This window comes from Nocardia transvalensis (assembly GCF_015477765.1).
Lineage (GTDB): Bacteria > Actinomycetota > Actinomycetes > Mycobacteriales > Mycobacteriaceae > Nocardia > Nocardia transvalensis_A.
In genome coordinates this window covers 1-16,899 of the sequence record NZ_JADLQQ010000001.1, presented here as the reverse complement: position 1 = coordinate 16,899, position 16,899 = coordinate 1, and the positions used below count along the sequence as shown (strand labels likewise).

General features: G+C 68.0%; 16 protein-coding genes and 1 tRNA gene. 8 read left to right on the top strand and 9 right to left on the bottom strand.

Annotation, left to right across the window (positions count from 1 at the left end; all coding sequences use genetic code 11):
• Window positions 1-5: 5 nt before the first annotated feature.
• A complete protein-coding gene (locus IU452_RS00085) occupies window positions 6-260 on the bottom strand; it encodes a hypothetical protein (protein WP_195106788.1) in 255 nt (84 codons plus the stop codon).
• A 323-nt stretch (window positions 261-583) separates the two neighbouring features.
• Here IU452_RS00085 and IU452_RS00080 point away from each other — a divergent pair, with 323 nt between their 5' ends.
• Window positions 584-934, top strand: a complete 351-nt coding sequence (locus IU452_RS00080; protein ID WP_195106787.1) for an Asp23/Gls24 family envelope stress response protein — start codon at window positions 584-586, stop codon at window positions 932-934.
• Entirely contained in the window at window positions 931-2,106 is a 1,176-nt protein-coding gene (locus IU452_RS00075) for a DUF6286 domain-containing protein (RefSeq protein WP_195106786.1), read from the top strand. Before IU452_RS00080 ends, IU452_RS00075 begins: the two co-directional genes overlap by 4 nt.
• Here the strand turns inward: IU452_RS00075 and IU452_RS00070 are convergent.
• Entirely contained in the window at window positions 2,004-3,302 is a 1,299-nt protein-coding gene (locus IU452_RS00070) for a D-arabinono-1,4-lactone oxidase (protein ID WP_195106785.1), read from the bottom strand. The two genes, IU452_RS00075 and IU452_RS00070, sit on opposite strands and share 103 nt — an antisense overlap.
• A 56-nt stretch (window positions 3,303-3,358) precedes the next feature.
• Window positions 3,359-4,015, bottom strand: a complete 657-nt coding sequence (locus IU452_RS00065) for a TetR/AcrR family transcriptional regulator (protein ID WP_195106784.1) — start codon at window positions 4,013-4,015, stop codon at window positions 3,359-3,361.
• A gap of 171 nt (window positions 4,016-4,186) precedes the next feature.
• On the opposite strand from IU452_RS00065, the gene IU452_RS00060 reads away from it, so the two are divergent.
• Window positions 4,187-5,686 carry an MFS transporter gene (locus tag IU452_RS00060; RefSeq protein ID WP_195106783.1) on the top strand — a complete coding sequence of 500 codons (1,500 nt, stop codon included), beginning with the start codon at window positions 4,187-4,189 and terminating at the stop codon, window positions 5,684-5,686.
• A 71-nt stretch (window positions 5,687-5,757) separates the two neighbouring features.
• On the opposite strand, the gene IU452_RS00055 is transcribed toward IU452_RS00060, so the two are convergent.
• Window positions 5,758-6,981 carry a lipase family protein gene (locus IU452_RS00055; protein WP_195106782.1) on the bottom strand — a complete coding sequence of 408 codons (1,224 nt, stop codon included), beginning with the start codon at window positions 6,979-6,981 and terminating at the stop codon, window positions 5,758-5,760.
• 659 nt (window positions 6,982-7,640) lie between these two features.
• Here IU452_RS00055 and IU452_RS00050 point away from each other — a divergent pair.
• The 4 genes from IU452_RS00050 to IU452_RS00035 all read left to right on the top strand — a co-directional run bounded on the left by IU452_RS00050 (window position 7,641) and on the right by IU452_RS00035 (window position 11,919).
• On the top strand, window positions 7,641-8,045 hold the full coding sequence (locus tag IU452_RS00050; protein ID WP_195106781.1) for a DUF190 domain-containing protein: 405 nt from the start codon (window positions 7,641-7,643) through the stop codon (window positions 8,043-8,045).
• A gap of 118 nt (window positions 8,046-8,163) precedes the next feature.
• Window positions 8,164-9,801, top strand: a complete 1,638-nt coding sequence (gene pgm, locus IU452_RS00045; RefSeq protein WP_195106780.1) for a phosphoglucomutase (alpha-D-glucose-1,6-bisphosphate-dependent) — start codon at window positions 8,164-8,166, stop codon at window positions 9,799-9,801.
• Between the two features lie 109 nt (window positions 9,802-9,910).
• Window positions 9,911-11,119, top strand: coding sequence for an MFS transporter (locus tag IU452_RS00040; protein ID WP_324192359.1), 1,209 nt, complete (start codon window positions 9,911-9,913; stop codon window positions 11,117-11,119).
• Window positions 11,120-11,181: 62 nt separating this feature from the next.
• Window positions 11,182-11,919: a DsbA family protein gene (locus IU452_RS00035; protein WP_416382252.1), complete on the top strand. Its 738-nt coding sequence runs from the start codon at window positions 11,182-11,184 to the stop codon at window positions 11,917-11,919.
• Window positions 11,920-11,993: 74 nt separating this feature from the next.
• On the opposite strand, the gene IU452_RS00030 is transcribed toward IU452_RS00035, so the two are convergent.
• Window positions 11,994-12,230 carry a hypothetical protein gene (locus tag IU452_RS00030; RefSeq protein WP_195106778.1) on the bottom strand — a complete coding sequence of 79 codons (237 nt, stop codon included), beginning with the start codon at window positions 12,228-12,230 and terminating at the stop codon, window positions 11,994-11,996.
• Between the two features lie 44 nt (window positions 12,231-12,274).
• Complete coding sequence (locus IU452_RS00025; RefSeq protein ID WP_195106777.1) at window positions 12,275-13,693, bottom strand: HNH endonuclease signature motif containing protein; 1,419 nt, start codon at window positions 13,691-13,693, stop codon at window positions 12,275-12,277.
• 155 nt (window positions 13,694-13,848) lie between these two features.
• On the opposite strand from IU452_RS00025, the gene IU452_RS00020 reads away from it, so the two are divergent.
• Window positions 13,849-13,924, top strand: a tRNA-Ala gene (locus tag IU452_RS00020).
• A gap of 504 nt (window positions 13,925-14,428) precedes the next feature.
• Here the strand turns inward: IU452_RS00020 and IU452_RS00015 are convergent.
• The 3 genes from IU452_RS00015 to IU452_RS00005 form a co-directional block, all read right to left on the bottom strand.
• Window positions 14,429-14,893: a GNAT family N-acetyltransferase gene (locus IU452_RS00015; RefSeq protein WP_195106776.1), complete on the bottom strand. Its 465-nt coding sequence runs from the start codon at window positions 14,891-14,893 to the stop codon at window positions 14,429-14,431.
• A 69-nt stretch (window positions 14,894-14,962) separates the two neighbouring features.
• A complete protein-coding gene (istB, locus tag IU452_RS00010) occupies window positions 14,963-15,760 on the bottom strand; it encodes an IS21-like element helper ATPase IstB (RefSeq protein WP_195106775.1) in 798 nt (265 codons plus the stop codon).
• Entirely contained in the window at window positions 15,760-16,761 is a 1,002-nt protein-coding gene (locus IU452_RS00005) for an IS21/IS408/IS1162 family transposase (protein WP_416382251.1), read from the bottom strand. Before IU452_RS00005 ends, istB begins: the two co-directional genes overlap by 1 nt.
• Window positions 16,762-16,899: the final 138 nt, after the last annotated feature.

The window sequence follows — 16,899 nt, the reverse complement described above, 5'->3', positions numbered from 1 at the left end:
AGGCGCTAGTGGGCGAGCCTGTCCTTGTTCTTGCGGGCTGCGTCGTCCATGTTGCGGCCCATGTTCTGGCCGCCGGGCCGGTTCATGTCCCGGTCCATGTCCCGATCGTCGTCGCGGCGATCCGCATCGCGCCGCATGCCCTGTGCCTGCTGACCCCGCTGCGCCTGCTGGGCCTGCTGACCCCGCTGGGCCTGTTCGTTCATGGCCTTGCGGCCCTTGTCGGCATTCTGATCAGCCTTGCCGCCCATCTTGGTGCCCATCGAAACCTCCGTGTCGATTTGAATAGCAACCGTTCAGACAACGGCCATACCTTCAATCCTGAGCTCGCGCGTTCGGGCGTGTCAACGAAACGGTGGAAATGACACCTCGACCTGCGGATCGGGCCTCTACCGGCGAATTATGTGGTGTCCATTCGGAAATAGGTGCTAATCGAGCCCTGCTAAATCGGGCGATTGGACCGCGACGAATTATGTTCTTCCGGGCGTGTCGACTGCCCAGAAGCCGCAATGCAGCTAGTGTTTCGCTACCGAGGGGGCCGGACCGATGCACCACTGCCGCATTCGCGGACAACCAGGAGGAGTCGATGACGAGCACGGTGACCGACATCCCCTCTGCGGCCGTCGAATCCGCGTTCGAACCGCCGAGGCTTCGTACGGTCGACAGCGTGACGGTGGCCGCGGCCGCGGTGGCGGCGGCCCGCGAAATCACCGGTGTCGCCCCCGAGGTCACCGTGCATGCGCGAATTCGTGGCAACACCGCGACGCTGTCGGTGCGGTTGCCGATCCGCTATCCCATGCCGGTCTGGCAGATCGCCACGGTGTGCCGCCGCCATATCGCCGAGCGGGTGCGCCAACGCGCCGGGCTGACGATCTCTCGTATGCATATCGAGATCGCCGCCCTGCCGCTGGTGGATCCCGCACGAGGCAGGCGATGAGGCGTCGCCCGCGACGCGTGGTGCCGGCGGTCGTGGTGGCGCTGACGCTGCTGGCCGGATGTGTGATCGTGGCCCTGTCGTTGATCCAAAGGCTCACCGGAGCAAGCGAATTCATCTCCTACGACGGCGTGATGAACCGCCTGCACGAAACCACCTGGGGCGATCCGCGGGGAGCCGGGGTGGGCGTGGCCGCGCTCGCCGCCGGTGTGATGCTGGTGGCCCTGGCCGTGCTGCCGGGACGCTCGATCGTGGTGCCCCTGGTGGCCGACGACGAGGTGACCGCCGGGGTGGGCCGCCGCGGCCTGCACGAGGCCCTGCGCGCGGCGGCGCAATCGGTCGACGGTGTGCGGTCGGCGCGAGTCCGCCTGCGCCGCAAGCGTATTCGCATCACGGCCCGGCACGACGGCGGTGTGGAACTGGCGCATTCGGTCCGCGCTGCCGTCGAGGAGCGCCTGTCCCGGATCGGGCCGTGTGCGACCTCGCGCCTGCCCGCGGCGCTGCGGCAGATGCCCGCCGACGGAGCTCCGCACAATCGCCCGGCCCGGCTCAACCGCACCCTGCTGGGGGTGATCGGCGTGCTGTGCCTGGCGCTGGGCGGCTATCTGCTCGCCGCGCACTACGCCCTGTTGGGCTGGGTCGACACCAGCGCACCGCTGATCGCCGAGGTGTCCCCGCCGCCGGCCTGGATGCAGTGGACCATCGTCGCCGTCGCGGCCGCGGTGGGACTGGCGTGCGTGTACTGGGTGAGCCTGCAGGTGCGTCGAATTCCTGCAGGATCACGCTGGCGGGCTCGGGTGCCGGGCGCCGAGGACGTCATCACCCTGGATTCGACCACGGCCGCCATGCCCGTCATGGCCGACATCGAGACCTACGCCGGAGTCCACTCGGCCTCGGCATGGCTGCTGGGCCCGGGCGTCGCCCCCGAACTGCACCTGGTGGTCACGACGACACCCGACGCCGACGTGGCGGCGCTACGCCACCGCATCCTCACCCACGCCGTGCCGCGCCTGCGTCAGGCACTCGAGGTCGATGCCGTTCCGGTGACCATGGAGGTGCATCTGACCGAGGCTCAGTCCAGCGCCCCGAGCACCCGCTCGACATACGGATTCGCAAAGCGGCCCTTGGGATCCAAGCGCCGCCGCACCTCCTGGAAACGATCCCAGTGCGGATAGCGTTCGCGCAGCGTCGCCGCCGTCTGGAAATGCCGCTTACCCCAGTGCGGACGGCCGTCGAAGCGATCGAAAACCGCCTCGCAGGCACGGAAATACGGCTCGTAGTCCATGCCCCGGTATTGATGCACCGCGATATAGCAGGTGTCGCGGCCACCGGCGGGGGAGAGGAAGGCATCGTCGGGGGCGACGAAACGCACCTCGGTCGGCATCGGCGACTCGAACCGCTGACCGAGCTGTTTGATCTCCCGAATCGCCTCCGTCGCGTGTTCGCGCGGAATCGCATATTCCATTTCGGTGAAGCGAATCAGCCTGGGTGAGGCGAAGACCCGGTAGGACCGGTCGACCTGGCGGCGGTAGCTGCCCGCGTAGGCCGCGCCGCGGTGGATCCACGGAATCAGTTGCGGCCGACGGCGACTCACCCGGCACAGTGCATCGAAGGTGTAGTTCGACATGAGGATGTCGGCGAACCAGTCCACCGCCTTGCCGCGCGGCTGTTCGGGCAGGGCGACCCGGTTGTTGCGCTTGGTCATCGCCAGCGGGCTGTGGGCGAACATATAGAACTCGAAATGATCGTTGCCGTCGACGTATCCGTCGAGCTCGGCGAGCACCTCCTCGACCGGAACCGGCCGCTCCACGCCCTCGAGCACGAACGACGGAACCATCTGCAGTGTCACCGCGGTGACCACGCCGAGCGCGCCCAGGCTCACCCGGGCCGCCCGCCAGCCGTCGGGGTCCGATGTCTCGTCGAGTTCGACCCGGCTGCCGTCGGCGAGCATCAGCTCCACCGAATGCAGTGCGGCGGAGATGTTCTGGAACCCCGCGCCGGTGCCGTGGGTGCCGGTGGCGGTGGCCCCGGCGATGGTCTGCACGTCGATATCGCCCAGATTCGGAAAGGCCAGGCCCATCGGATGCAGTGCGTTGCTGAGCTCGTTGAGGGTGGCGCCCGCCTCCACCCGGACCAGCCCACTGGCCCGGTCCACCTGCAGAATGCGGTTGAGCTGCGACAGATTCAGCAGCATGCCGTCGGTCAGCACGGTATCGGAGAAGGAGTGTCCCGCGCCCGCCACGCGCACGGCCTGCCCGGCGGCCTCGGCCCGCTCGAGCAGTGCGGCCACCTCTTCGGCCGATCGGGGGGTGGCGACCTCGGCCGGTGCGCACCGCTGGTCCCCGGCCCAGTTCACCCACGAGTTGGTCATGTGTCCAACTTTAGGGTATGGGTGTGAGCGGCGCTACCGTTTGCCGAGTGTGAGTATCAACGCTTGCGGAGGCAGAACACCTCCGCCTTGGCGCGGGTGATCTCGTCGTCGGTGAGCGGCGGCACCGTGAGGGGCTGTCTGGGCATGCCATCGGCGCGCACGCCGTCGAGGACCAGGGCCATATAGCGCCGCCAGGTGTCCGGATTGACCGGGCGGGAGAAGGCGGCCATCGACTCGACCATGTTGACCATGGCGAAGAAATCGGTGCCGGTGATGCCCGGCCGCAGCACTCCGGCCGCATGGCAGCGCTCCATCAGCGTGTGGATGGCCGGCTCGATCCGCTCGCGCACCGACTTGAACCGTTCCATCGCATCCGGCAGCTCCAGCATCACCTCGCTGAAACCGCGGTTACCCGCCATGTGCTGGCAGGACCACTCGAACAGCTCGACCATCGCGATCCAGGGATCGGGGTGGCGGGCGGCCTTCTCGGTCGCCTCGGCCATCGCGGAGACGTGCTGGTCGAACACCTCCTCGATGAGTTCGCGCTTATTGGCGAAGCGGCGGTACACCGTGCCCACGCCCACATGTGCGGCCTCGGCCACATCGTCGAGGGTGACCTCGAGACCGCGTTCGGCGAACAGTTCGCGAGCGGCGGCGAGGATCCGTTGCTGGTTGCGGGCGGCATCGGCGCGCAGGCGTCGCGGCGCGGACATATGCCGAGGTGGGGACGGGGAAGTGGCGCGATTCACACCTTCATGCTAGCAAGCAACGGGATTAACCGGAGGCATTCTCTCCGTTATGGTGGTAGCTTCTTCAGTGAAGCGGAGGTAGTGCCTCCGTTTGACTTTCAATCATTCCCGCCCCACTCCGTCGAAGGAGAGTCCATGGCTACCGCTATCGATATGGAGACCGAGACGGCGTCGTCGTCCAGAGCGGGCCGACGCGGCTCGCACGCTCTGCGCTGGTGGGTTCTCGCCGTCCTCGGCGTTGCTCAGTTGATGGTTGTGCTCGACGCGACCGTGGTGAATATCGCACTGCCCGAGGCGCAGCGTGATCTCGGCTTCACCGATGGCGATCGGCAGTGGGTGATCACCGGGTATGCGTTGGCCTTCGGCAGCCTGCTGCTGCTGGGCGGGCGGCTGAGCGACCTGTTCGGACGGCGCAACACCTTCCTCATCGGCCTGACCGGTTTCGCCGTGGCCTCCGCGATCGGCGGCGCGGCGAACGGCTTCGAGATGCTGGTGGCCGCGCGGGTGGCCCAGGGTGTGTTCGGTGCCCTGCTCGCCCCGGCCGCGCTGTCGCTGCTGACGGTGACCTTCACCGAACCGAAGGAGCGGGCCAAGGCATTCGGCATCTTCGGTGCGGTCGCCGGCACCGGCGGCGCGCTCGGACTGCTGCTGGGCGGGGCGCTCACCGAGTGGGCGTCGTGGCGCTGGGTGATGTACGTCAACCTGATCTTCGCCGCGGTCGCGCTGATCGGCGGCGCCCTGCTGCTGGCCAAGCACACCACCGAGCACCGGCCCAAGCTCGACATCCCGGGCACGGTCGCGGTCAGCGCGGCCCTGTTCGGCATCGTCTACGGGTTCTCACACGCCGAATCGCACGGCTGGTCCAACGGGGTCACGCTGGCCTTCCTGATCGGCGGTGCGGTGCTGCTGGCGGTGTTCGCCTGGCTCGAGACCCGGGTCGCGCACCCGCTGCTGCCGCTGCGCATCGTGCTCGACCGCACCCGCGGCGCCTCCTACCTGACCGTGTTCGTCATGGGCATCGGGATGTTCGCGATCTTCCTGTTCCTCACCTACTACATGCAGCTGACCCTCGGATACTCGCCGATCGTGACCGGTGTGGCCTTCCTGCCGATGGTGGCGGCGATGATCGCCTCGTCCACCACCGCGCCCTCGCTGCTGCTGCCGCGGATCGGCCCGAAGGTGACGGTGAGCGGTGGCTTCCTGGTCGCCGCCGCGGGAATGGTGTGGCTGACCCGCATCGGGCTGGACACCGGGTATGCGACCCACATCCTGCCCGCGCTGATCCTGCTGGGCCTGGGCCTGGGTGCCGCGATGGCGCCCGCGTTCCAGGGCTCGACCGCCGGTGTGCACCACGAGGATGCGGGTGTGGCCTCGGCCATGGTCAACACCAGCCAGCAGGTGGGTGGTTCGATCGGTACCGCGTTGCTGAGCACCATCGCGTCCTCGGCCGCGACGAACTATATGTCCACCCGTCAGCCCACTCCGCTGGCCGTCGCGCAGGCGGCGATCGAGAGCTACACCACCAGCTTCTGGTGGGCCGCCGGATTCTTCATCGTCGGGGCCGTGATCACCGCGATCCTGATGCCGAATACGGTGCCCGCGCCCGCCGAGGGTGAACCGGTTCTCGTGCACTGATTTCCGAGCTTGCCGGAAGCGCTGCGCCCCCGTCCGAATGTATCGGGCGGGGGCGCAGCCACTTTCGTGATTCAGCAGTTGACAGGCGCGGGTAGTCCGGCGAACCGGTCGCCCAGATAGTTGAAGGCATTGACCGCGCCGGGTGCGATCGCGGTGCCATGATCGGCGCCGGGAATGATCTCGAACAGGACCCGGCCGCCGGAGGCGCAATACCGGCCCGCCACATCGCGGGCCAGCCACGGATTCACCTGATCGGCGCCGCCTGCCCACTGATAGATCGGGGCGCGCGGGACACCCGGGTAGGTCTCGAGGCTGTTCTCGTGCAGGACCCGGATATGGTCGCCGTTGACCGCGTCCATGCCGCCGTGGATGTAGTCGGAGTAGCTCTTGTTGGCGGCGGCGTTGATGATCTGGTCGGTGCAGGCGTTGGCGATCCGGTCGCGCAGCTCGAACCCGGCCGGGGTGAGGTTGTCGTCCAGCGACATCACCGACGGATACTCGCGCTCGAGCCCGACCGCGGCGGCAAAGCCCAACCCGAACAGCGGACTCGGGGCCGCGCCCACATCCAGCGCCAGCTTGCCGATGTTCACCGGTACCCCGCCCATGGCCACGCCGATGATCGGCAGCTCCGGCGCGTACTCGGGGGCCAGGGCGGCCGCGAACCCGGTCGCCATGCCGCCGCCGGAGTAACCGGCCAGGCCCACCGGGCTGTCGGCCAGTCCGGCCGGGGCGAATCGTTTGACCGCCCGGATGCCGTCCAGGGTCAGCCGCCCGCCCAGCCGGGCCGCCCCGTAGGCGCTGACCGGGCCGAGGTGATCGGGCACCGCCACCGCCCAGCCGCGGGCCAGCAGCAGATTCAGCGCCGGTGCCTCCTGCAGTGCGCCGTTGAACAGGGTGTGCGACGGCGCGCACTGCAGCCCAAGGGAATTCACGAAGGGCTGATACGACACCAGCGGTCGGTTGCCGCCCCCGCCGGGCAGCAGCAGCGTCGTCACCGCCGCGATCGGCTCGTCGGCGGAATTGGTCGATCGATAGAGAAGCTGCCACGCGACCGCGCCCGGATATCCGTTCGCCGCCACCGGGCGGCTGCGGATCACGTCGCCGGGCTGATAGTCGCCCACATTCGGCGGCGCGGCGTAGAACCCGTCCGGGTCGGGCAGCGGGTAGATCGCCGCCTGGGCGGGCGGCGCGGACAGCCCGGATGCCAGCGCCGAGACCACTGTCGCCACCAAAACCGCTGCGGGACCGCGCAAGCCGCGCCGTCGCGCATTACGTAGAACCCGATCAGCCGCCATCGTCACTCCTGTGTCGCCCGTGTGGGGATGAAGCCGGATGTCGAACCGTCCCGCAAACCGACCGGATGGGACTTATCGAATGAGGCTATTACAGCAGTTTCCCAGCCGCACCCCCTATCGCCGCGCCGGACCGTACAGATCGCCCCCGGCGCGACGCGCCGTGCGCGGGTAAGGGTGCTGGACGCTGCGCCGGTGCGCCGGTGGCGTGCGGGGATGCGGAATCGTCGGGCCGATTCACGGGTGCATGCCGGTCGGTCGGGGGTCGCTGGCAGTTAGCATGACTCGATAGGTTTCGGTCTCGGGTAGGAGGTCCTCCAGGTGGTTTCGCCAGCCGGCGCCCGGGCGGTCGGGCCGCTCGTGCCGCCGGCGATCGCACCCGGCGGCGGGCCGCGGGCGATCGCTCGCGCCGGCGCGAGTCTCCGGCTGCCGCAAGCGAAACGGACGCTGGGGGCCATGGCCGCGGCAGGGTTCGGCGGCGGTCGTCGCCGGGCGTGCGCGGCGGGTCGGGCCACGGACCACCGTCCCTCGGGACCGCTGTGGACATCCGGGTGTGCTGGCCGTTTCCACCACCCCGTCGGCGCCGACGGCAAAGTTCGTAAACTGCTCGAATCGGGTGTGGCGACGCGCTACGGCAACGGCACGACGATTGGGGGCAGGCAATGAGCGAGGTACCGGCGGATCCCGTCGTACAGATCGTGACGGAAGCCGATGCGTGGCAGCCGGATCCGCGGTGGCGTCCGGCGGCCCGGTTGACCGTGCTGCTGGGCGAGGACGACCACTGGAAACATCGGCCCCGGTATCACGAGATCGTCCGGCGCGCCCGGGATGCGGGCCTGGCCGGTGCCAGCGTGTGGCGCGGGGTGGAGGGCTACGGCGTGTCCTCGCGCATCCATACCGCCCGGATGGTCGATCTGGCCGAGAACCTGCCGGTCCTGGTGATGATCGTCGACGACGCGGAACTGCTGCGCGATTTCGTGGCCGCCAACGCCGAACTGTTCGACTCCGGCACCGTCGCATTGTCGCCGGTGCAGGTCTGGAATCCGGACGTCGGGGCGCGACGATGACGCGTCAGGGGCTGTCGGTGCGATTCGATACGGTATCCCTCCTGGGTTCGGTGGGGCGGGTGGGGCCGTGATCCTGATGACCAGCCGGGCGCAGGCGATACGGAAAGGAGGCCCGAGCATGGCCCATGATCGAGCCGGACGACCGGCCCGGGCCACCGACCTGGAGGATCTGCCGCATCTGGTGACGGCGTACTACAGCCGCATTCCGGATCCGTCGGATCCGGCGCAACTGGTGGCCTTCGGCACCTCCGGGCATCGGGGGTCGAGCCTGGACTGCGCGTTCAACGAGGCCCACATCCTGGCCATCACCCAGGCGATCGTGGAATACCGTGCCACCCGCGGCATCACCGGCCCGGTCTATCTGGCCCGCGACACACATGCGCTGTCGGAGCCGGCGTGGACGACCGCGCTGGAGGTGCTGGCCGCCAACGAGGTCACCGCGATCATCGATGCCCGCGGCCGCTATACGCCCACCCCCGTGCTGAGTCATGCTGTGCTGCGCCACAATCGGGGCGGCACCCGGCATCAGGCCGACGGCATCGTGGTCACGCCGTCGCACAATCCGCCCCGCGACGGCGGCTTCAAATACAATCCGCCGCACGGCGGCCCGGCCGACACCGTCGCCACCGACGCCATCGCCGAACGCGCCAACGAGTTGCTGCGCAGCGGCCTGGCCGGGGTCAAGCGCACCACGCTGCAGCACGCGCTGACCACCAGTGTCGAGCGCTACGACTACCTCGACCATTACATTGCCGACCTGCCGAACGTGCTGAATCTGGACGCGATTCGCGGCGCGGGCATCCGGCTGGGCGCCGATCCGATGGGCGGAGCCAGCGTCGACTACTGGGAGGAGATCGGGCAGCGCTACGACCTCGAGCTCGAGGTGGTCAACCCGTTCGTCGATCCGACCTGGCGGTTCATGACGCTCGACAGCGACGGCAAGATCCGGATGGATCCATCCTCGCGCTACGCCATGGCCTCGCTGGTGGCGATCCGCGACGACTACGACATCTCCACCGGTAACGACGCCGACGCCGATCGGCACGGCGTGGTGACACCGGATGCGGGACTGATGAATCCGAACCACTACCTGGCGGTGGCTATCGAATATCTGATCGCCAACCGGATGGGATGGGACGCACTCACCAAGATCGGCAAGACGGCCGTGACCTCCTCGATGATCGATCGGGTGGTGAGTGTGCTGGGGCGGCAGGTGCACGAGGTGCCGGTCGGATTCAAGTGGTTCGTGCCCGGATTGTTCAGCGGCTCTTTGGCTTTCGGCGGCGAGGAGAGCGCCGGTGCGTCGTTCCTGCGGATGGACGGCACGGTGTGGACCACCGATAAGGACGGAATCCTGCTGGCACTGCTGGCCGCCGAGATCACGGCGGTGACCGGCCAGAGCCCGTCGGCCCGCTACGCCGAACTCGAAAAGCGTTACGGCAGCCCGGCATACGCCCGCATCGACGCGAGCGCCACCACGGAACAGAAGTCCCGCCTGGCCGCGCTGACCCCCGACGACATCACCGCCACCGAGGTGGCGGGTGAGCCGATCATCGCCGTGCAGACCCGCGCCCGCGGCAACGGCGCGGCCCTGGGCGGGGTGAAGGTCACCACCGAGAACGCCTGGTTCGCCGCCCGCCCCTCGGGCACCGAGGACAAATACAAGATCTATGCCGAATCCTTCCAGGGCCCCGACCATCTGGCCCAGGTGCAGGCGGCGGCGGAAGAGGTCGTGGGCCGAGCGCTCGGCGACTGAGTGGCGTCTCGCGGCTCGGCGTGCGATAGGGGTCGGCCGGTCGGGTGGTCACGGAAATACCGGCGGGCGGTACGGGGGTTGGGACAGACGTGGATGAATGGTGTGTGTGGTGACGAAAGCCAGGCCCGCGCGGTTGCCGGTCGAGATCTGGGTGCTGGTCGGCGCGTCGTTTCTGATCGCGATCGGGTTCGGCCTGGTGGCGCCCGCGCTGCCGCAGTATGCGCGCAGCTTCGGGGTGGGTGTGGCGGCGGCCTCGGCGATCGTCAGCGCCTTCGCGTTGATGCGGCTGCTGTTCGCGCCGGTCAGCGGGCGGCTGGTGCAGCGGCTGGGGGAGCGGTCGGTGTATTTGAGCGGAGTGCTGATCGTCGCGCTGTCCACCGGTGCGTGCGCGTTCGCGCAGAGTTACTGGCAGCTCATCGTGCTGCGGTCGCTGGGCGGCATCGGATCCACAATGTTCACCGTGTCGTCGCTGGGGCTGGTGATCCGGATGTCGCCGCCGGGTGAACGCGGGCGGGTCTCGGGGCTGTGGTCCACCAGCTTCCTGGTCGGCTCGCTCGGGGGACCGCTGATCGGCGGGGCGCTGGTGGGATTCGGGCTGCGGGTGCCTTTCCTCATCTACGCGATCGTCCTGCTGGCCGCCACGGCCGTCGTCTACTGGAGTCTGCGCGACTCACAACTGGCCGCGCCCGAGGCGTCCGACGCGGTTCGCGTGATGAACTTCCGGCAGGCGCTGCAGCGCCCGGCGTACTGGGCGGTGCTGTGGTCCAACTTCGCCAACGGCGCGGCCGTCTTCGGGGTGCGGATGGCGCTGGTGCCGCTGCTCGTGGTGGAGGTGCTCGGCCAGTCGCGCGAGCTGGCCGGGGTCGCGTTGACGGTGTTCGCGGCGGGCAATGCGGCGGTGCTGTTCGCCTCCGGCAGGCTGTCGGATCGGCTGGGGCGCAAGCCGTTCGTGGTGATCGGGACGTTGGTGTGTGCGGTCGGCACGATCGCGCTGGGCGTGTCGCCGAATCTGGCGTGGCTGCTGGTCGCGTCGTTCGTGGCCGGGCTCGGCTCGGGGATGTACACCCCCGCTCAGCAGGCCGCCGTCGCCGACATCATCGGGCCCCGGGCGCGGGGCGGCCCGGTGCTGGCCGGCTATCAGATGGCCGCTGACCTGGGCACGGTGCTCGGGCCGATCGCGGTGGGCGCTCTCGCGCAACGGATTTCGTTCGGCGTCGCGCTCGCGGTCACGGGTGCGCTGCTGGTGGTGGCCTCCGGCGCCTGGCTGCTGGTGCCCGAGCCGATGCGCCGACGGGCGGTGGTGGACGCCCGCGCCTGACCGCGCGTGTCGGGGCCGTGTCGAGTTCGGGTGTGCGTCCCGGTTTTGGCAGAGTGGACGCCGTGAATTCCTCGGGATCGAAGTACACGCCGCGACCGATGTCCAGCCGCACCACCTACGCCCTGGGTGTCGTCGCGCTGGTGGTGATCGCGCTGATCGTGGTGCTCGTCGTGCGCTGGAACAGTGACAACGACGCGAAGGTGCAGGGCGAGGGCTACGGAGCGGCCCATGAACAGGCCGTCACCGCCCTGTTGGACTCCGACGGCGCGATCGTGCTCGGTAAATCGAACGCCGCCAAGACGATCGATGTCTACGAGGATCCGATGTGCCCGGCCTGCGGTTCGCTGGAACATCTCTACGGCCAGCTGATCGCCCAGAAGATCGATCAGGGCAAGCTGGCGGTCCGGTACCGGCTGGTCAACTTCCTCGACCCCCAGTCGGGCAGTAAGGACTACTCCACGCGCGCCGTCGCCGCGAGCGAATGTGTCGCCGACTCCGGCGACGGACCGGCGTACTCGAAGTTCCACACGGCGCTGTTCACCACGAAACAGCCGAGCGAGGGTGGCGGCAATCTCACCAACGAGGAGCTGGCCGCGATCGCCAAGGATGCCGGCGCCACGCCGGAGGTGCAGCAGTGCATCGCCAAGGGACAGCGGGTCGACTCCGCGCGCAACCACACCCAGGCGGCCATGGCCGCACTCAAGGCCGCGGCCGGACGGGTGCAGACTCCCACGGTGCTCGCCGGCACCGAGAAGATCGATGTGAACGACTCCGGCTGGGTCGACAAGATCGCGCCGTAGGGATCGAGCGCCCGGGCGGCATCCCCTGCTGCCCGGGCGCGACCCCCGGGTTGCGGTCTCCCGCAACTGATGGGCTAACTCTCGTACGGGTCGTCGTTCAACAGCGCCTCGTAGATGCGATTGCGGGCGTCGGCAATGGCGTTGACGGTGTCGCGCAGCTGAGCCGCCATGGCCGCGTAGCCGCAGCCCGCCTCGGCCTTGTCCAGTTCGGCTTCGAGCCGTCGGCGGATGTTCTCCAATGCCGCGATGCGTTCGCGTTCCACACCGACGTCGATGACGGTGGGCGCCGGAGGAGGGTCCGGGAGTTCCATCGCTGTGCCTCGGGGTCGCTGGTGGGTAGCACGGTGAAAGCCGTTCAGCGGCCTGGGCTTTCGGCTGCGAGTCGGCCGGGCAGATCGTCTTCGGGGGTCATCGGCGACAGCTGTCGATGAACGGGAGCATGGTGCTCGATCGGATAGGTGAGATCGAGGGCGGCCGAGTGCCGACGGGCCGGAACCGCGGTCGGGGACGGCCACGGCAGCTCGGGGGCTTCGGTGTCGGTGTGCGGGAACAGATATCGCGCGCCGTCGCGGACGGTGCTGTGCACATCGCCTGTCGGACTGGTCCATTGCAGCCGGTCGGCGTCCAATCTCCTTGTGCGCCAAGGAATCGCCTGCGCGTCGGCGGTCTGTTTCAAGCGATGGTGGCGCGAGCACAGGACCGCCAGATTCGACAGGACCGTGGCGCCTCCGCGGCCGGGATGGGTGACATCGAACGGTTCGCTGTGGTCGATCTCGGCGTCGGCGGCGGGCATCGTGCAGCCGGGAAAACGGCACTGGCCGTCGAGGGCGCGGACCTCTCGGTCCAGCCATTGCGGCGGATCGCGGCGCATCGCCTCCTCGGTGGTGCCAGGCTCGTCGGTGCGTTCCGGAATCACCTGGAACTGAGCGTATTCGGCGATGCGGCGGGCTAATTCGGGGTCGACGGGTCCGTAGCCGGCCAGAAAGGCCGGATCGTTGTGGGTGCCCAGCAGGCTTGCCGCCGAAATGCCGATCTGGATCAGCGGACGTCGTCTCGTGCCGGTGGGTTCCGGTGCCCGGCACCGCTCGCCGCGCCCGCATTCGCACCGCAGCCCGCCCGAGCCGTCGGCGAGCGCGACCAGGGCGTCGGCACGACGCTGCGGCATGGTCCGTGGGTCGGCCGAACAGACCTGGTGACTCATCTCTCGCAGTCGCATGGCTATCGTCTGCGCCCCGACGGCGGGTAGGAGGCCGTCGAAGACCGCCATGCCGTCCTGGACCGCCTTGATCCGCACGTCGCGGTCGTGTTCGCGCAGCTCCCGGCGGCCCTGCTCGCCGTCGGGATCCAGCTTGGTCACCCACCGCCGCGCCGTCTGCCGCAGCCGGGCCGGGCCCGACCGTGCCGCCGCCTCGATCAGCTTCGGCTCCAGTTCCGCGAGCACCTCGCCCGGCAGATCGCGGGCGGTCTCGACGATCACCTGCACCCGCGCCAGATCGATCCGCCCCGAGGCGAACGCCTCCCGCGTGCGCGGCAGCGCATCCAGCCCCAGGCCGATATCGATCAGCGCCGCCGCCACCTGTTCGGAGATCTGCACGGCCACCGCCGCCTCGGTCGCCGCGAACTCTCCCGCTCGCGCATCGCCCGGCCGCGCTCCGCGCCCCTGCTCCCGATGCCGCCGATACAGCTCGCGCACCGCCGACACCTCTGCCGCCTGCGCGAACGCCGCCGCCCCGTGTGCCCGCCGCAGCGCATCGATCAGCCCCTCATCACTCATCGCCTGAAGCTCTCCGCTGTCGAACATGCGTTCGAGATTACTCTTCGAACACCAGTTCCACCACCCCTCCCACCAGCCGATTTGTTTCCCTGACCGGCCGTGGTGTAACTTCATTCAGGCCAACGGGGAGCCCCCGGCGGCACAAAGCACAACACGGGGCTATGGCGCAGCTGGTAGCGCACCACACTGGCAGTGTGGGGGTCAGGGGTTCGAGTCCCCTTAGCTCCACCAAATGTCCCTTACTCGAATCCGGGACCGCGAAAGCACCGGCGAGTGAGGGACATTTCTTTTCTCCGGGGTTTCTACTTGGTCGTTCGAGGATCTTCCTGGTCGCTGGTGTTGCGGCGGTGACGTGAGTCGAACGCTGTTGTGCGCGCAGTTTGGCTGCCGCATGAAAAGTCGTCGAACGGAGCCGTCAGTGTGTTGGTGACGTTGCGCTACCGCCACGGTGTGGACACTCGCCACGGTCAGCACCGACACCGCCGACTTGCGCATGCATCTCGTTGACCCCGGTGGCGTATGAATCGCGCTTGCCGTCGATGCGAAACGGGCAGACGTAGCAGTGGGATTTGTCGGGATTATGGTGTGGACGGTCGATCTGTACCTGCTGTCAAGTCCGGCTGAACCCTGACCCGCCTGGTCCGGTTCAGCCGTGACCCACCCTTTGGCATGAGCATCCCGGGATACCGGTTATGTGTCGTGACTCTCTACGGACCGGTGTGGCCCTGCGGGAGATCAATGGCTGAGCGCGGTCTGCAGCAGTCGATTCGATACCGCGAACCCACAACGGGAATACGCCGGGATTGCTCTCACACTGGAATGTACTGTCACTCGCTCTAATCCGAGCTGACGTGCGAGATCGACCAGTGCGTCGATGAGTTTGCCGCCCAGCCCGGTGCTGCGTCGATCAGGTACCACGTAGACACACTGCACGTCACCGGATGCGCGTTCCAGGACAACCGGAGTCGGCACGCGCTGCGTGATCGCCAGCCACCCCATGCCGATCACCGCCTCGTCGTCGGTGACGACCAAGCAGCGGTGTGATGAGGTGTTGGCCTGCGCCCAGCTCACGAACCACTGGATGAATTCGTCGTGCGTGGTGGTGGGAGTGGCTCCGTTCTCCAGCAGCCACCGCCAGCGAAGGTCGGCAACAGAAGTGAGATCGCGTTCCACCGCAGGTCGGATATCGATCATGCCCATGTCTGCAGTCTGCCGAGGCATACGCCCGAGCGCCCCGAACACCACAGAATGTCCTCTGCGCGAGCGTTTTCAGTCGTTGGTCTTGGCGGCGGGAACGCGGCCGAGGTCACGGTCCCTGAGCCGGTAACTGTCGCCCTTGAGGGAGATGACCTCGGCATGGTGGACCAGGCGGTCGATCATGGCGGCGGCGACGATGTCGTCGCCGAACACCTCGCCCCACCGCCCGAACGGTTTGTTGCTGGTCACGATCAAACTCGCCCGTTCATACCTGGACGAGACCATCTGGAAGAACAGGTTCGCGGCCTCGGACTCGAACGGGATATACCCCACTTCGTCGACCACGAGAAGCGGAATCCGGCCTAGCTTGATCAGCTCTGCCTGCAGTTTTCCGGCGGAATGAGCCTCGGCCAGCCGCGCGACCCACTCTGCGGCCGTCGCGAACGCGACCCGATGGCCGGCCTGGCAGGCGCGGATGGACAACCCGATCGACAGGTGCGTTTTCCCGGTTCCCGGTGGGCCGAGGAACACCACGTTCTCCTTGGCGGTGATGAAATCGAGGGTGCCCAAGTGGGTGATGGTGTCGCGTTTGAGCGAGCGCTGGTGGTCGAAGTCGAACTCTTCCAACGACTTCCGGGACGGAAACCGGGCAGCGCGGATGCGCCCCTCCCCGCCGTGGGCTTCGCGGGCAGCGACCTCACGCTGCAGGCACGCGGCCAGGAACTCCTCATGACTCCAGCTCTCCGCTCGCGCGCGTTCAGCGAGACGATCGACCGCGTTGGCGAGGGTGGGAGCTTTGAGAGCTCTTGCGAGATAGGCGATTTCGGACCCGATGTTGCGAGCGCCGTTGGTGCTGGTTTTGGTGGCCATCAGGCGATCCCTTCGCTGTCGAGGTCGAACAACCGGTCATAGGTGGACAGATCGCGGTGCTCGACGGTCGTGTCGAGCGCGGGGACCGCGACCAGGCGGCGAGACCGGCGCAGCTCTGCCGCCGCGGCGACGTGGTCGGGGTCGCTGATGGTCTGGTGGCTGGCCCAGCACCGCCGATGTCGTGCAACCTCGACACCGGCGCAGGTGACCACCACTTTCTGCAGGCCGGCACGGACGTCAACGGTGCGCCCGATGACCGAGGGATGCACGGAGTAGTCGTTGGAATCCAAACGAATGTAGTGGTCGCGGGGCAGCCGGACCGCCGATCGCCATCCGACGACCGGGTCCACCGGCGGCAGCTCGAGCATTGCGGCCCGATCCGCAGCCCACCGATCGATCGGACGGCAGCCCAAGCGCCGGTGATGACGCTGGTTCGCCCGGCCCAACCAGTCGGTGAGCTGAACGTTGAAATCGCCTGGGCTGCTGAAGGTTCGGCCAGGCAGGAATGAGGTCTCCAGATAGCCGTTGGCCCGCTCGACTAGGCCTTTAGCCTCCGGGTCGCCAGGGCGGCACTGAACCACTTTGATGCCCAGGGTTCCCCGGAACGCGTTCATCGCGTCGGTCAGCTGCGGCTTGCCGCCGCGCCACTGGCCGACCGCGGATTCGTTGTCCCACACTAGCGTTCGCGGCACCCGACCCCACGATGAGATCGATGCCCAATGCCCGGCCAGCAGGTCCGGGCTCTGCCGAGTCGGGATCATCGTGGCGGCGATGATCCGTGAATATCCTGACACCATCACCATCACCAGCACCGGTGGTCGACCTGCATGGCCAAACCCGAGCGGGATGTCCACCGGCGGGAACCAGAGATCGCATTGGGCGAGTTCGCCGGCCTGGTACTCGGTGCGCGAGGCAGGATCTGGTGGTCTGAACAACGGTCGCAGCTGCGCGACGCGCTCGAAGAACACTGTCCGGCCGCGCTGCCAGCCGACCCGTTCCATGATCACTGTCGTCGGCTAGTTAGAGACTGGTGTGTAGATCGGATCCCGGCCAGGATTCGGTTCAGGTGCCCGGTGGGGGTGCTCTCTCATTCGGCTGCCCACCGTCGTCGTTGGTGTGGCTCTCACATTGGCTTGCCT

Bases quoted from the DNA above. Each gene is read 5' to 3' on its own strand.
- istB (WP_195106775.1), bottom strand. From the start codon at position 15,760: ATGGCCACCAAAACCAGCACCAACGGCGCTCGCAACATCGGGTCCGAA.
- IU452_RS00085 (WP_195106788.1), bottom strand. From the start codon at position 260: ATGGGCACCAAGATGGGCGGCAAGGCTGATCAGAATGCCGACAAGGGC.
- IU452_RS00050 (WP_195106781.1), top strand. From the start codon at position 7,641: ATGAGCGAGGTACCGGCGGATCCCGTCGTACAGATCGTGACGGAAGCC.
- IU452_RS00065 (WP_195106784.1), bottom strand. From the start codon at position 4,015: ATGTCCGCGCCGCGACGCCTGCGCGCCGATGCCGCCCGCAACCAGCAA.
- IU452_RS00005 (WP_416382251.1), bottom strand. From the start codon at position 16,761: ATGGAACGGGTCGGCTGGCAGCGCGGCCGGACAGTGTTCTTCGAGCGC.
- IU452_RS00075 (WP_195106786.1), top strand. From the start codon at position 931: ATGAGGCGTCGCCCGCGACGCGTGGTGCCGGCGGTCGTGGTGGCGCTG.
- IU452_RS00030 (WP_195106778.1), bottom strand. From the start codon at position 12,230: ATGGAACTCCCGGACCCTCCTCCGGCGCCCACCGTCATCGACGTCGGT.
- IU452_RS00060 (WP_195106783.1), top strand. From the start codon at position 4,187: ATGGCTACCGCTATCGATATGGAGACCGAGACGGCGTCGTCGTCCAGA.
- IU452_RS00055 (WP_195106782.1), bottom strand. From the start codon at position 6,981: ATGGCGGCTGATCGGGTTCTACGTAATGCGCGACGGCGCGGCTTGCGC.
- IU452_RS00015 (WP_195106776.1), bottom strand. From the start codon at position 14,893: ATGGGCATGATCGATATCCGACCTGCGGTGGAACGCGATCTCACTTCT.
- IU452_RS00025 (WP_195106777.1), bottom strand. From the start codon at position 13,693: ATGAGTGATGAGGGGCTGATCGATGCGCTGCGGCGGGCACACGGGGCG.
- IU452_RS00070 (WP_195106785.1), bottom strand. From the start codon at position 3,302: ATGACCAACTCGTGGGTGAACTGGGCCGGGGACCAGCGGTGCGCACCG.
- IU452_RS00080 (WP_195106787.1), top strand. From the start codon at position 584: ATGACGAGCACGGTGACCGACATCCCCTCTGCGGCCGTCGAATCCGCG.
- pgm (WP_195106780.1), top strand. From the start codon at position 8,164: ATGGCCCATGATCGAGCCGGACGACCGGCCCGGGCCACCGACCTGGAG.